Consider the following 14,197-nt stretch of genomic DNA (forward strand, 5'->3'; position numbering starts at 1 on the left):
CGTTCGCCGGTCGTCGCTATTCTGTGCCGCATGGTTGCTGACCTCGTGCCCATTCGTCTGAGCCTGTCCGATGGTGACCGCTACACCGTGTGGGCACCCCGCTGGCGTGACTCGGGCGACGAGTGGGAAGCGTTCCTGGGCAAGGACGAGGACCTGTTCGCGTTCTCCTCCATCGCCGACCTGGTCGCGTTCGTGCGCGCGGACAACGACAACGACCTGACCGACCACCCGGCATGGAAGGAGCTGCGGGCTGCACACGCGCACGCGTTCGAGCCGGCCGACGACAAGCAGTTCGACCTGGTCGCCGTCGAGGAGCTGGTGGCCGAGAAGCCCACCGAGGAGTCGGTGTCGGCGTTGGCCGGCGCGCTGGCCATCGTGTCGTCCATCGGATCGGTGTGCGAGCTGGCGGCGGTGTCGAAGTTCTTCAACGGCAACCCCAGCCTGGGCACCGTGTCCGGCGGGATCGAACATTTCACCGGCAAGGCCGGCGCCAAGCGCTGGCATGCGATCGCCGAGGTGATCGGGCGCAGCTGGGACGACGTGCTCGCCGCGATCGACGACATCGTCACCGCCCCGGAGGTCGACTCCAAGCTGGCGGACAAGGCCGCCGACGAGCTGGCCGAAGAGCGCGAAGAGGACGAGCCGGACGAAGAACCCGGCACCGAGGACGCCGTCACCGAACAGACTCCCGAGGAGTCCGCGGACGACGCCGAGGCCGAAGACGAGGACACCGATGACGAGGCCGACCGGGCGACCGGCGACACCGTCGTGCTGGGCAGCGACAAGGACTTCTGGCTGCAGGTGGGTATCGATCCGATCCGCATCATGACGAGCTCGGGCACCTTCTACACGCTGCGCTGCTACCTGGACGACCAGCCGATCTTCCTGGGCCGCAACGGACGCATCAGCGTCTTCACGTCCGAGCGCGCGCTGGCCCGCTACCTGGCCGACGAGCACGACCATGACCTGGCGGACTTGAGCACCTACGACGACATCCGCACCGCCGCTACCGACGGCTCGCTCGCGGTCGAAATCAGCGAGGACAACATCTACGTGCTCAGCGGCCTGGCCGACGACCTGGCCGACGGACCGGACGCCGTCGACCGCGAGCAACTGGAACTCGCCGTCGAGGTGCTCCGCGACATCGGTGACTACTCGGAGGAGAGCACCGTCGACAAGGCGCTCGAAACCAACCGGCCGCTGGGCAAGCTGGTAGCCGCCGTGCTCGAGCCCGACTCGGTCACCAAGCCGTCGCCGCCGTACGCCGCGGCGGTGCGCGAGTGGGAGAAACTGGAGCAGTTCGTCGACGGGCGGCTGCGCCGCGAGTAGTGCCGTCGTTTGACGGCTCGGGCTTAGACGGGAAGGTTGGGTGACGTGTCGCTTCCCGGTATCGGCCCGTTGCCGCTGTACGGATTCCAGCGTCCCGCCCTGTTGTTGTTCGGGCTGGTGCCCCTGGCCCTGCTGGCCGTCTACGTCGTGGTCCAGGCGCGGCGGCGCCAACGGCTGCACCGGTACACCGATACCCCCGTGGCGCAGTCGCCGTGGCGGCACCTCCCGATCGCCGTGTCGCTGCTGTGCCTGGCGCTGTTGACCATCGCGCTGGCCACGCCCACCCACGACATGCGCATCCCACGCAACCGCGCGGTCATCATGCTGGTGATCGACATGTCGCAGTCCATGCGGGCGACCGACGTCGAACCCAACCGGCTCAAGGCCGCCGAACAGGCCGCAACCCAGTTCGCCGCTCAGCTCACACCCGGCATCAACCTCGGGCTGGTCGGATTCGCCGGCACGCCATACCTGCTGGTGCCCCCGACCCCGCAGCACCAGGCCACCATCGACGCCCTGAAGAAGCTGGATTTCGCCGACAGCACCGCCACCGGCGAAGCGATCTTCACCGCCCTGCACGCCATCAGCGCCACCGCGGTCGCCGGCGGCGACACCCCGCCACCGGCGCGCATCGTGCTGCTCTCCGACGGCGGCGAGAACAAGCCGTCCAATCCCAGCGATCCGCACGACGGTGTGTACACCGCGGCGCGGCTGGCCAAGGACGAGGGCGTGCCCATCTCGACGATCTCGTTCGGGACCAAGGGCGGTGAGATCGAGATGGACGGGCAGCGCCACGCCGTCCCGGTCTCCACCGACCAGATGAAGACGGTCGCCAAGCTGTCCGGCGGGCAGTCCTACACCGCCACCAACCTGGGTGAGCTGCAGAAGAGCTACAACGCCATCGAGAACGAAATCGGCTACCGCACCGTGCCGGGGCCGGGCAGCTCCGGCTGGCTGCGCCTCGGCGTGCTGACCGCCCTGATCGCGACCGCGCTGGCGCTGCTGATCAACCGGCGCCTGCCCAGCTGACGACTCAGGCGGGCAGCCTGCGGTTCAGCAGCAGACCGGCCAGGACGGCGCCGGCCATGACGAAGGCGCCGAGCAGCATCCAGGCCAGGCTCGCGTCACCCTTCACCGTCTCGTAGCCGATCTGGCGCTGCAGCGTCGAGTACACGCTCTTCAGCGAATCCAGGCTGTCGGCGTGGAACGACTGGCCGTCGGTGATCTCGCAGATCTTCTGCAGGGTCTGGTCATCCACCGGAACCGGGATGGTGGCGCCCTCGTAGTCGACCGTGCCGTACGGGGTGCCGAACGAGATCGTCGAGATCTGCACGCCCTCGGCCTTGGCGGCCCGGGCCGCGGTGAACGCCCCCTGCGGGGCATTGGGGTCCAGCGGCACGTTCTCGGCGCCGTCGGACTCCAGCACGATCCGCGCCGGCGGAGGGCCGTCGCCGCCGCCCATCACCGACCCCACCGTCGCGATCGCCTGCAGGGCGGTGAAGAGGCCTTCCCCGGTCGCGGTTTTGGGCATCGGCTTGAGGCTGTCGATGCCCGCCTTCACCGCGCCGCGGTTGGTCGTCGGGGGCACCAGCAGCGTGGCGTTGGCCGCGAACTCCACCAGTCCGAGATTGATCGCCGGGGTCAGTTGCTCGGCGAACTGCTTGCCGGCTTCTTTGGCCGCGTCCAGGCGGTTGGGTGGCACATCGGTGGAGGCCATCGACTCCGAGACGTCGATCACCAGCATCACGACAGCGCGGTTAAGCGGAATCCGGACGTCCGACGTCGGCCCCGCCATCGCGGTGGTCAGCAACACCAGCGACACGGCCAGCAGGATGGTCGGCACGTGCCGCCACTTGCCGGGCGCCGGCGGGGCCACCCGCTCGAGCACCTCCATGTTCGCAAAGCGCAGCACCCGGCGACGGCGGGCGAATTGCTGCACGACGTACAGGCCGATCACCAGCAGCACGATCAGCAGCACCAAAAAGAACCAGGCGTTCTGGAAGCCCGTGAGCGACACCGGTCCCAGCAGGGGCACCTTCATGTCCAGCCACACTATGCGTCGAACGTAGGCGGTGCATTGGGCCGGCGCCCCGGGACTATCCGGCGCCGAGATCGCGGCGCTGGGTGAACTTGATGTCCAGGCTGCGCAGGTGGGTCTGTAGCCCGGCGTCCTGGATCGGGATCAGGTGGGCGGGCTCGTCGGTCTCGTTGTAGTGGGCGTGCCACATTCCCGGCGGGGTGGTGAAGGCACAACCGGCCCGCCAGTCGACCCGGGTGGGGTTGATGATGTCGCCGCGGGAGTCGAGGCGGGTGCCCAGCAGCGTGTAGCAGCCGAACTCCGGCGCATCGAGGATGAGATCCAGAGCGACGGACTGGTGCCGGTGCGGGCGCTGCACCTGGTTGGGCGGCAGCACGCCGAACATGGCCCACAGCACGTGGGTGATGGTCAGCGTCTGCTCCTGGTCGGCGCTGGCCAGCAGCACGCTGACCCGGCTCTTGTCGTTGGCGCCGGGCCGGGAGGCGATCTCGTCGAGCTTGGCCACGGCGTCGGCGCGGCGAAACTTGGTCGCCGCAAAGCGCGGCTGGGTGGCTTCTGCGCCCAGGTACCGCATCAGCGGCTCGTCGTGCACCCAGTACATGGCCGTATCGGTGCCGGCGTAGAACACCGAGCGGCTGCCTGCGGGCAGCGTCACGAAGTCGCCCTTCTCCCACTCGATCAGCCGACCATTGACCGCTGCGAAGCCCCGGCCGTACAGCACGTAGTACAGCTGCGAGGTGGCGTTGGGGCTGGTATCCACCTGCTCGTCGGCGCGGATGCTGATGAAGTTGGCCAACAGCGCCGGGCTGGTCGCCGCGCCGGAGTGGATACCGAGTTCCGCGGACAGATCGAGCGGGATCACGCCCGTCGGGGCGTCGAGGTAGATCTCGGGATCGAACCGCCGGGTCGGCACCGGTGGGACGTGCCCGGACCCGATCGGGTTGGCCGCCTTGGAGTACTCGAAGTATTCGGCTTGCTGAGCCCACTCTTCGAATCGGCCCTCGAACCCGTACTCGGCCACGTTGATCATCGGTGCCGGAATCGTCGGATCAAGGTTCGGCGTCGCCAATTGTTGGGGCATCTGCGGGCTCCTCCCTCGCTGCACATCTCGTATCTGAATAGTATTTATCTTGTATCTTAGTGTCAATCGTAGCAGGTAGGTGCGGCGGTGTACGGTCATGATCACGCGTGAGATACGACTTGGCCACCAGAAGAGGGCGCGCATGGCAGCAAGGGAACGTCGGCCGGGCACGGCCAAAGACCGCGCGCTGAGCTACGTCAAGACGCAGGTACTCACCGGCGAGTTCCCCGGGGGTGAACTGATCAGCGAAGGCGACGTCGCCACCGCACTGGGCATGTCGCGCACCCCGGTGCGCGAGGCATTCCTGCGACTGGAGGCGGATGGGCTGTTGCGGTTGTATCCCCAGCGCGGCGCCCTGGTGGTCCCGGTCTCGCCCGAGGAGGTGCGGGCGGTCATGGAGGCCCGGTTGATGCTGGAGCAGTTCGCGGCCGGCAGGGTCATCGGAGGCGGCCCGGCCGTCTGCGCCGCGGTCTTCGAACGGCAGTCGGGCGAACTACGGCGGCAGCGCGACGCCGCGTCGGCGGCCGACTGGCGGGCATTCCTGGAATCCGACCGCGCCTTCCACGCCATCACCCTGGAAGAGTCGGGCAACACCATCCTGGCGAATTTCTATGCGACGCTGCGCGACCGGCAGATGCGGATGATCGGGGAATCGTCGCTGCGCGAGCCCGATCGGGTGGCCACGATCCTGGCGCAGCATCAAGGCATCGCGGAAGCGTTGCGCGACGGCGACCTACCGCGCGCACTGCAGGCGGTGCAAACCCACCTGGCCAGCACGGTGCGGGCCATGGGGCTTTCGGTCTTCTAGGGCTCGGGCCGCAGATCCGCGACGATTGTCGGTCGCGCCGTGAGGTGATCGACGGGTGTCCGCATCCGACCGCGGACGATCGGCACGCACTCGTCGGGGAACTGGGTGACGACCTCCACACCGGAGTCGGTGAGCTCGTCGAGAAATCTCGGTAGCTGATCCATCGCGCCGGTGGGCAGGTCATGCAGTACCACCACGGTGTGCTGACGGCGGCGGGCATCGGCGAGCGCCCGGGCTACCCATCCCTCGGGGTCGGCCCAGTCACGCGGGACGCTGTTCCACAGGACGCAGGTGTACTTTTCTGCGACCAGGTGGTCGACGGCCGTTGGATTCAGGCAGCGCCGGTCGAGTGCGCCCTCGGTTCCCCACGGTCTGAAGTATCGATCGACATCGGCGATGTCGGCCAAAAGCGTTTGGGTGCTGCTGATTTCGTGAATGGTTTCCGCCGGCGAAAGCTCCCCGAGGGGCAGTCCGTGGGTGTACGAGTGATTGCCGATCCGATGCCCCTCGCGCACGGTGCGCGCTAGCAGCCGGCGTCCCGCCGGCGCGCGAACGTTCTGACCGACGACGAAGAACACGGCGGACATCTGACGCTGGGCGAGCGCGTCGAGAACCTGATCTGTGACCCCGGGCGACGGGCCGTTGTCAAAGGTCAAGGTGATTTTCGAATGCATAAGGGTGCTCGCCCGTCACTAAATACTTGCCTGACTGATTGATCAGACAGTATGTTATCGGGCAGCCGGTGACGAAGAGAAGAGTCGATGTTGACCGCCACGGTCCCGAGGGGTGCGGGCGCCGGTCGTTCCACGGGGACGGCCGGCGACGCCCGACAGCGAATCCTGCAGACAACGGTGCGATGCTTCGGCGCGTACGGCTACGAAAAATCGTCGATGAAGCTGATCTCGAAAGAGGCCGGCGTTTCGCAGACGCTGCTGCACTACCACTTCGAGACTAAGGAAAAGCTCTTCCAGGCGGCGATCGACGACATGGCGAAGACCGTGTTCTCCACGGTGTCGACCCGCCTGGCTGAGGCGGTGTCGGTCGGTGACAGCCTGGCCAAAGCGGGCGATCTCGTCTACACACTGTTCATCGACAACGTCGCCGCGGTCACGTTCATGGTCGAGTTCGCCGCGGCGGCCAACCACAACGAGTTCTTGCGGACCGCGTACGTCGACTACCGCGATACCCAGCGCCGGCGGCTCGCTGAGCTACTGCGCACGATCGTCGGTAACGACACGCCGCCAACATTGATCGACGAGACGGTGCGTCTCTTCGAAACCGTGCTGCTGGGCATGTCGATGCAGCGCCCCTTCATTTCCGACACTGCACACTTCCGCGCCGATTTCGACGCGTTCGCCCGCATGATCACCACCCACACCACCGAAGTGTTGGATTCGAGGCGCGGATGACCCCTAACTCCACCACGCAGGCAATGCCGCCGATGGTCGAGGATGCGGTGGCCGGATCCGGCGCCAGACGAATCTTTTTGCGCCGCTACGACAACGACAACGCCGACTATGTCTTGGTGCTGGTGCACGGCACCGCCGGGAACAGCGAGGGTTACGACGCGTTCGCCGAGCACATGCGTCGCCACCATCGGGCGGCCGTCTATTCGTTCGACCTCACCGGGCACGGCCGCACCGAAAGCAAGGCGGGTGTCTTCACTTTCGAAGACTTCCTCGACGACACCAGGGCGGTAACCGATTACGCCGCGCGTCGCACCTCCCTACCCGTCATCGTGCACGGCGCGAGTCAGGGCGGCGAAGTCGCATTCCACGCGCTCAACGCGTGCCCCTCCGTGGTGGCCGGCGTGTGCATGAACATCTTGTTGAACCACGAGGCGCCAATGAGCTTGGCGATCCGGCTGTTTCAGTCGCGCCCGGCGCGATATGCGGCAGCGATGATCGGTGATCGGCTACGGATCCCGCTACGGCGGTTCATCGACTTCAAGGCCGCCTACCAAGAAGACCCCGGATTGCTGGAAACGAAAAAGACGGACCCGCTCTACGTCTGGTCGTATGGGTTCAGAAGCTACCACTCGGTGTTCAACTATGTACCGCCACTGCCCGCCGCGGCTAACACGAAGCCTGTCCTGATCACGTGCGGCGAGCACGATGAGATAGTCGGCGCCGAGCACTGCCGGGCATGCTTCGAGCGGATCGGCGGGATCAAAGACTTCTTCATGATGCCCGGCGGCGGCCATCAGCTCATGTTGTTCGACAAAGACGTCTACAGCCGGGTCATCGACTCGTGGATTCGGGAGCGTGTGCTCGGCCACGCCCAATCATGGGAGGCGCCAATCGAACCCGAAGAGCGAAGCTACTTCGAGTTCCTCGACCACGAACGGGCCAACGACGCAGTCGGTGAGCCCGAGTACCGCTATTCGATGATCGATCGCGCGCTGATGCGAATCAGCAACGGCACGATCGAGCGCGGTGTCCGCTACTTCTCCAACGCCGACGTCAGCGAGCAGTGGCGCTTCACCGCCGACTTGGTCAGCGAAATCGACTACACCGCATGGGATTTCCTCCGCGACTATCTACCCCCCACGGATGATCAACGCCCGACGATGGCAGTGGTCGGCTGCGGCGGCGGAGGCGCCATCGCGGGATTGCTGAAACGCTATCCGGAGCTGGGCGAGTGGGACATCGTCGGCGTCGACGTCGACTATAAATCGATCGACGCCGCCCGAAAGCGCTTCGTCGACCGGCCCGGGGTGAACTTCGTTGTCGGCGACGCACGAAACGCGGATGTGTTGGCGGCCGGTCGGTTCGACCTGATTTACCTGCACGGGGTCTTCGACCATTGCACCGAGCACCGCCGTCTGCTCGACAGCGTGTTCACCGCGTTGAAGCCGGGCGGCCGGATGTTCTACGTCACGCCGGATCGCAACCTGTTCACCTGGCTCAGCTTCGTCACGGTCGGGCCGCTGTACGTGTTCGGTCTACACAAGCCCAACCACGACTTTCGGCGGTTCCCCCGCCCGGCCGAGTTGAATACCATGCTGCGGCAGGCCGGTTTCGAGCTGCTGCCCAGGCGGGGCCGCCCGGGTGCACCGGCAATTGTCGGCCTCGAGTACAAGTCGGGGATGAATCCGTTCCCGGTCAAGAGATCGGTGCGCACCCGCGCCCTCGACGACGAGATCTTCAAGCACACCAGCCCCAGGTGGTGGTTGCGGAACGGCTTCATCGGTGAGTACGTGGGAGCGGCGCAAAAACCGAGCCGATGATATTCGGGTGTGACGCCCGCAGTCGCGCCGATTCACTGGCTTCTCGGTGCGGGGCATCCTTAGTATGCTTCTACGCGCGCGGGGCCGCCCGCAGACACGGAGGACTCATGGGTTGGGCTGTGGTTCCGAACATCCGCGACGCGATGACCAGAGCGGCCGTTGCCGCGGCGCTGCTCGGAGTCGCGGCGACGGGTGCGGCGGTCCCGGCGAACGCGATGCCCGCGCGCACACCCCTTGCGCCGCAAGATGATCCCGATCCCAACCTGCCCACCAACCCTTCCGATCCGCGTTGCGTGGCGATGCCCGAGGTAGCGCAATGTCAGGGTGGGCCATATGCCACCGGCGGCGCTCCCACCGGCCCGGCGGACTTGAGTTGCATCAGCCAGCCCACCAACCCGGTGTGCGCGGGAGGTCCGTACGCCCCGCCCCCGCCGGCGCCCCCCTTGGCACCGCCGCCGCCGCCCGTAGCCCCACCGCCGCCGGTAGACCCGCCGCCGATCGCACCGCCGCCCATCGCTCCCGCACCCATGGAAGCCCCGCCCATGGCGCCGCCACCCATGGAGCCGCCGGCCATGCCGGTCGCCCCGGCGGCTCCGGCCGACACCGGTATGGGGATCCCCGGGCACATCTAGCGGCGGAATCGCGCCGGCTGAGGCCGGCCTACCCGATCAGCACGGCGTAGCGCGGTTTGATCACCTCGTCGATGATCGCCAGCCGCTCGTCGAACGGGATGAAAGCGGACTTCATCGCGTTGATGGTGAACCGCTCGAGGTCGCTCCATCCGTAGCCGAAAGCCTGCACCAGCCGGTGCATTTCGCGGCTCATGAAGGTGTCGCTCATCAGCCGGTTGTCGGTGTTGACGGTCACCCGGAAGCGGGTGCGGGCCAGCAGATCGAACGGATGCTCGGCGATGCTTTTGACGGCACCGGTCTGCACGTTGGAGCTGGGACACAGTTCCAGCGGAATTCGCTTGTCCCGCAGGATAGATGCCTGTTGGCCCAGCCGGACCTTGCCGTCGTCGAGCACCTCGATGTCATCGACGATGCGCACCCCATGGCCGAGTCGGTCGGCACCGCAGAAGGCGATCGCCTCATGGATGGACGGCAACCCGAACGCCTCGCCGGCGTGAATGGTGAAGCGGGCGTTGTGGTCTCGCATGTACTCGAAGGCGTCGAGGTGCCGTGTCGGCGGGTTGCCGGCCTCGGCGCCGGCGATGTCGAACCCGACGACGCCCTTGTCCCGGAATCGGATTGCCAGCTCGGCGATCTCACGGGACACCGCCGCGTGCCGCATCGCGGTGACCAGCAGGCGCACCACGATCGGGCGCCCCGCCGCCGCACTCGCCTTCTCGCCGTCGGCGAAGCCGGCCAGCACGGCGTCGACGATCGCATCGAAGGACAACCCACGGTCGATGTGCAGCTCGGGCGCGAACCGGATCTCGGCATAGACCACCGAGTCGTCGGCCAGATCTTCCACGCATTCGTAGGCGACCCGATGCAGCGCCTCGGGTGTCTGCATCACGGCCACGGTGTGCGAGAACGGCTCCAGGTAGCGCTCCAGCGAGCCGCTGTGCGAGCGGGTGCGAAACCACCTCGCGAGCTCGTCGACGTCGGTGGCGGGCAGCCCGTCGTAGCCGATCTGCCCCGCGATCTCCAGCACGGTCGACGGGCGCAGCCCGCCGTCGAGGTGATCGTGCAGCAGGGCCTTGGGGGCCTTCCTGATCTGCTCCAGCCCCAGCGGTGCGGTCATCCGACGATCCGATCGATGATCAGCGGTCGGGACTCGATCCCGGCCGCGTCCCCGGCGATGCTCCAACCGCCGTCCAGCTCGGCAAGCGCGGCATCGAAACGCTTTGGGGTGTCGGTGTAGAGGGTGAACAACGGCTCACCGGCGGTGACCGGTTCGCCGGGGCGGCGGTGGATGCGGATGCCCGCGCCCGACTGCACCCGGTCGCCCGGACGGGACCTGCCCGCACCGAGCCGCCATGCCCCCAGCCCCACTGCCATCGCGTCGATATCGCCCATTGTGCCGCCACGCGGGGCGGTCACGTTCTCGGCATGCCGACCGATGGGCAACGGCGCCGCCAAGTCGCCGCCCTGGGCCGCGACGAGCTGGCGGAATCGGTCCATCGCGGTGCCGTCGCGCAGGGTGTCGCCGGGATCGCGGTCGTCGATCCCGGCCAGCTCGAGCATCTCGGACGCCAGCCGCAGGGTCAGCTCGACGACATCGGGCGGACCGCCCCCGGCGAGCACCTCGAGCGACTCGGCGACCTCGAGCGCATTGCCGACCGTCGCGCCCAGCGGGCGGCTCATGTCCGTCAGCAGCGCGCGGGTGGGCACGCCGTGCGCCGCCCCCAGTTCGACCATCGTGTGCGCCAGTTCGCGGCACTGCCGCTCGGAGCCCAGCAACGCCCCGGAACCGACCTTCACGTCGAGCACCAGCGCGCCGGCACCCTCGGCCAGCTTCTTGCTCATCACCGAGCTGGCGATCAGCGGCAACGACTCGACGGTGGCGGTGATGTCGCGCAGCGCGTACAGCTTGGCGTCGGCGGGGGCGAGGTTCCCGGCGGCGAAGATGACCGCGCCGATTTCGCGCAGCTGCTGACGCACGCGCTGATTGGACAGCCCGGCGGTGAACCCGGAGATGGATTCCAGCTTGTCCAGGGTGCCGCCGGTATGGCCGAGCCCGCGGCCCGAGGCCTGCGGCACCGCGGCCCCGCACGCGGCGACGACGGGCACCAGGGGCAGGGTGATCTTGTCCCCCACCCCACCGGTGGAGTGCTTGTCGACCGTCCGCAGGCCCAGGCCGGCGAAGTCGAGCGTGTCGCCCGACGCCAGCATCGCCGCCGTCCACCGGGCCGTCTCGCCGCGATCCATGCCGCGCAACAAAATCGCCATCAGCAGCGACGCCATCTGTTCTTCGGCCACCCGGCCGTCGGTGTAGGCGTCGATGACCCAGTCGATGGCGGCGTCGGACAACCGGCCGCCGTCGCGCTTGGTCCTGATCACCGTCGGCGCGTCGAACACGGGCTCAGTCAAGTGGGTCCCCACGGCTCAGGGTGTGATCCCATTCTCTTTGATGAACGACGCCAGCGCCCCGGTCAGTTGGCTGGAGAACGGTAGGGCCTTCGCATAGTTGGCGGGCGTTCTGCCGGTGTCCTCCTTGAGGACATGGTCCACGCCGGTCAGGCGGACATAGTCGGTCTTGGCGCCCGCGCTGTCCAGGCCGGACACCAGATAATCGACGTCCTGGCAGGTGATCTGAAGATCGGCGTCGCTGCAGGTGACCAGCACCGGCATCGCGCGCGGCAGCTTCGCGGCCAGCGCCGCCGGGTCGATTGCGTCTTCCTGCAACAGAGCATGCGCGTTGGCGGCATTGATCACCGGCCTCAGTGCCGCCGGTTCATCCGGCGGGACCTGCCCGGTCGTGCGGAACTCCTGTATCGCCTTGTCGATCGCAGCCGTGCTTTCGGCCGCCTGCGCGGCGCTGAGCCGCCCGGACCTGACCGCCGCGTCGGCCTGGGCGCGGACCTGCACGGACACGTGGTCGAGGATGCGGCGGCTGGCCGGCTCCACCAGCCCCAGGGCCTGCACCGCGGGAGCGGTCCCGGGCGCGGCGGCGGCGAGCATCATCGCGTAGAGGGCGCCCTCACTGTGGCCGAGCACCATCAGATGGGTCCGGTCGATGCCGGATTGACCGGCCAGGAAGCCCAGCGCGCCGGTCGCCTCGTCTTGGAACACGCCGATATCGACCTTTGCCGGGTCCGCCGCGTAGGGGCCGAGTCCGGTCTGGCCGGTGCCGAGCTTGTCGTAGCGCAAGCTGGCGACGCCGTCGTCGGACAGCGCCTGCGCCAGGTTTCGCAGCGTGTCGAGGTGACCCGGCAGGACGGCCGAGTCACCGTTGCGATCCGTCGGACCGCTGCCCGCGATCAGCAGCGCCCCCGGCACCGCCCTGCCACGCCCCGCGGGATGACGGAACGTGCCGTACACCGTCATATCGGCCACCGAGAATGAGACGGCGTCCTCCACCCAGGATGCCGGCGCCGACGACGCGGTCGCCGATGGCGACTTCGCGGTGGGCGATTGCGACGCGCATCCCGCCGCCGCGATGAGCACCGCACCCAAGACTCTGGGCAGCGATCCCGTCGGCCTCATCGGTGCGCTCCCCCGTTGCACACGGATGACGGTAAGCGGACCGTCAACACTCAGCAAGCGGCGGCGCCGCGGTTCGGCGAAGGCGTTCAGCCGCGGCCCGCGGCCAGGTCGTCGGGCCCGAAGGCGTCCGGCAACAGGTCGCCGAGCCGGCGCGGCCCGCGCGGGTGGTCGATCAGCAGCTCGGGTCCGCCGTGTTCGGCCAGCACCTGCCGGCATCGGCCGCACGGCATCAGCACCGAGCCGCGCCCGTCCACGCACGCCAGCGCCAGCAGCCGGCCGCCGCCGGTGGAATACAGGGCACACACCACGGCGCATTCGGCACAGAGACCAAGCCCATATGAGACGTTCTCCACATTGCAGCCGGTGACGACCCGGCCGTCATCGACCAGCGCGGCCGCCCCGACCCGAAACCGCGAGTACGGTGCATACGCACCCGCGGAGGCATCGATTGCCTTGTCCCGCAATGACTTCCAGTCGATCTCAGGCATAACGAAACCCCGCTCACCCATCGCCGATTCCGACAGTCACCCTAGCCGCAAAACGGCATTTCGCTTGACGGACATTGGCGCAAGCCACACCGTGTCCGGGCTAAGCTCAAGTGCCCGGCGTGACTGACGTTGAAGCCGGAAGAAGGCGGTGAGGACTGGGGTGACTACGCAACCGACAACCGCGGATCCGGCGGCACCGGTATCGGCTCGCAAACGCAGGCCACCACGGACGCTGTACCGGGGCGACCCCGGCATGTGGTCGTGGGTGCTGCACCGGATCAGCGGCGCGACGATCTTCTTTTTCCTGTTCGTCCACGTTTTGGACGCCGCGATGCTGCGGGTGAGCCCCCAGACTTACAACGCGGTGATCCACGATTATCAGATGCCCATCGTCGGCCTGATGGAGTACGGCCTGATCGCCGCGGTGCTCTTCCACGGCCTGAACGGGATCCGGGTGATCCTGATCGACTTCTGGTCGGAAGGCCCACGCCACCAGCGCCTGATGTTCTGGATCGTCGGCATCGTGTTCCTGCTGCTGATGGTCCCGGCCGGAGTGGTGACGGTCATCCACATGATGGAGCACTTCCGATGAGCGAGCTTCAGCAGCTGGGCTCCCAATCCCGTCGGGGCGACCTCGCCCCGGTCAAACAGCGCCTGTATGACCGCCCCACCAGCCTGGACAACCCCCGCTCGCCGCGGCGGCGGGCCGGCATCCCCAACTTCGAGAAGTTCGCCTGGCTGTTCATGCGGTTCTCCGGGATCGCGCTGTTCGTACTGGCGATCGGCCACATGTTCATCATGCTGATGTGGGATAACGGCGTTTACCGCATCGATTTCAACTACGTGGCGCAGCGCTGGGCGTCGCCGTTCTGGCAGTTCTGGGACCTGGCGCTGCTGTGGCTGGCGCAGCTGCACGGCGGTAACGGGCTGCGCACCATCATCGACGACTACAGCCGCAAGGACAGCACCCGGTTCTGGCTCAACAGCCTGCTGCTGTTGTCCATGGGGTTCACGTTGGTGCTGGGCACCTACGTGCTGCTGACTTTCGACCCGAATATCGGAGGCTGACC

Annotated in this window: 15 protein-coding genes; 8 read left to right on the forward strand and 7 right to left on the reverse strand. The window is 67.4% G+C overall.

Going from position 1 to position 14,197, the window contains the following annotated elements; genetic code table 11:
* Window positions 1–30 precede the first annotated feature (30 nt).
* Window positions 31–1,329 (forward strand): protein export chaperone SatS, encoded by a 1,299-nt coding sequence (gene satS / locus AC5Y4H_RS22965; protein WP_499985499.1) that lies wholly within the window; start codon window positions 31–33, stop codon window positions 1,327–1,329.
* A 45-nt stretch (window positions 1,330–1,374) separates the two neighbouring features.
* Window positions 1,375–2,358, forward strand: coding sequence for a VWA domain-containing protein (locus tag AC5Y4H_RS22970; RefSeq protein WP_499985503.1), 984 nt, complete (start codon window positions 1,375–1,377; stop codon window positions 2,356–2,358).
* A gap of 4 nt (window positions 2,359–2,362) precedes the next feature.
* Here the strand turns inward: AC5Y4H_RS22970 and AC5Y4H_RS22975 are convergent, their stop codons facing one another.
* The gene (locus tag AC5Y4H_RS22975) at window positions 2,363–3,370 is read right to left on the reverse strand and encodes a VWA domain-containing protein (RefSeq protein WP_499985507.1); all 1,008 of its coding nucleotides are present in this window, start codon (window positions 3,368–3,370) and stop codon (window positions 2,363–2,365) included.
* Window positions 3,371–3,425: 55 nt separating this feature from the next.
* Window positions 3,426–4,448 (reverse strand): cupin, encoded by a 1,023-nt coding sequence (locus AC5Y4H_RS22980; RefSeq protein WP_499985509.1) that lies wholly within the window; start codon window positions 4,446–4,448, stop codon window positions 3,426–3,428.
* A gap of 142 nt (window positions 4,449–4,590) precedes the next feature.
* Between AC5Y4H_RS22980 and AC5Y4H_RS22985 the strand changes: the two genes are divergently transcribed.
* Window positions 4,591–5,256, forward strand: a complete 666-nt coding sequence (locus AC5Y4H_RS22985; RefSeq protein WP_499985513.1) for a GntR family transcriptional regulator — start codon at window positions 4,591–4,593, stop codon at window positions 5,254–5,256.
* Here AC5Y4H_RS22985 and AC5Y4H_RS22990 read toward each other — a convergent pair.
* Window positions 5,253–5,912: a polysaccharide deacetylase family protein gene (locus AC5Y4H_RS22990; protein WP_499985517.1), complete on the reverse strand. Its 660-nt coding sequence runs from the start codon at window positions 5,910–5,912 to the stop codon at window positions 5,253–5,255. The two genes, AC5Y4H_RS22985 and AC5Y4H_RS22990, sit on opposite strands and share 4 nt — an antisense overlap.
* A 105-nt stretch (window positions 5,913–6,017) precedes the next feature.
* Here AC5Y4H_RS22990 and AC5Y4H_RS22995 point away from each other — a divergent pair, with 105 nt between their 5' ends.
* From AC5Y4H_RS22995 to AC5Y4H_RS23005, 3 genes are all read left to right on the forward strand, one after another.
* Complete coding sequence (locus AC5Y4H_RS22995) at window positions 6,018–6,665, forward strand: TetR/AcrR family transcriptional regulator (RefSeq protein ID WP_499985519.1); 648 nt, start codon at window positions 6,018–6,020, stop codon at window positions 6,663–6,665.
* Window positions 6,662–8,485 carry an alpha/beta fold hydrolase gene (locus tag AC5Y4H_RS23000; protein ID WP_499985521.1) on the forward strand — a complete coding sequence of 608 codons (1,824 nt, stop codon included), beginning with the start codon at window positions 6,662–6,664 and terminating at the stop codon, window positions 8,483–8,485. Before AC5Y4H_RS22995 ends, AC5Y4H_RS23000 begins: the two co-directional genes overlap by 4 nt.
* Before the next feature lie 107 nt (window positions 8,486–8,592).
* Window positions 8,593–9,117, forward strand: a complete 525-nt coding sequence (locus AC5Y4H_RS23005) for a hypothetical protein (protein ID WP_499985525.1) — start codon at window positions 8,593–8,595, stop codon at window positions 9,115–9,117.
* Window positions 9,118–9,145: 28 nt separating this feature from the next.
* On the opposite strand, the gene AC5Y4H_RS23010 is transcribed toward AC5Y4H_RS23005, so the two are convergent.
* From AC5Y4H_RS23010 to AC5Y4H_RS23025, 4 genes are all read right to left on the reverse strand, one after another.
* Window positions 9,146–10,234 carry an adenosine deaminase gene (locus AC5Y4H_RS23010; protein ID WP_499985527.1) on the reverse strand — a complete coding sequence of 363 codons (1,089 nt, stop codon included), beginning with the start codon at window positions 10,232–10,234 and terminating at the stop codon, window positions 9,146–9,148.
* Window positions 10,231–11,523: a thymidine phosphorylase gene (locus AC5Y4H_RS23015; protein WP_499985528.1), complete on the reverse strand. Its 1,293-nt coding sequence runs from the start codon at window positions 11,521–11,523 to the stop codon at window positions 10,231–10,233. The genes AC5Y4H_RS23010 and AC5Y4H_RS23015 overlap by 4 nt, the downstream gene beginning before the upstream one ends.
* Window positions 11,524–11,538: 15 nt before the next feature.
* Window positions 11,539–12,639: an alpha/beta hydrolase family protein gene (locus tag AC5Y4H_RS23020; RefSeq protein WP_499985530.1), complete on the reverse strand. Its 1,101-nt coding sequence runs from the start codon at window positions 12,637–12,639 to the stop codon at window positions 11,539–11,541.
* A gap of 86 nt (window positions 12,640–12,725) precedes the next feature.
* Window positions 12,726–13,127: a cytidine deaminase gene (locus tag AC5Y4H_RS23025; protein ID WP_499985532.1), complete on the reverse strand. Its 402-nt coding sequence runs from the start codon at window positions 13,125–13,127 to the stop codon at window positions 12,726–12,728.
* A 253-nt stretch (window positions 13,128–13,380) separates the two neighbouring features.
* Here AC5Y4H_RS23025 and sdhC point away from each other — a divergent pair, with 253 nt between their 5' ends.
* Window positions 13,381–13,719: a succinate dehydrogenase, cytochrome b556 subunit gene (gene sdhC, locus AC5Y4H_RS23030; protein ID WP_499920754.1), complete on the forward strand. Its 339-nt coding sequence runs from the start codon at window positions 13,381–13,383 to the stop codon at window positions 13,717–13,719.
* Window positions 13,716–14,195, forward strand: a complete 480-nt coding sequence (locus AC5Y4H_RS23035) for a succinate dehydrogenase hydrophobic membrane anchor subunit (RefSeq protein WP_499985535.1) — start codon at window positions 13,716–13,718, stop codon at window positions 14,193–14,195. Before sdhC ends, AC5Y4H_RS23035 begins: the two co-directional genes overlap by 4 nt.
* Window positions 14,196–14,197 lie beyond the last annotated feature (2 nt).

The sequence above is a fragment of the Mycobacterium sp. NGS58 genome (assembly GCF_059812385.1).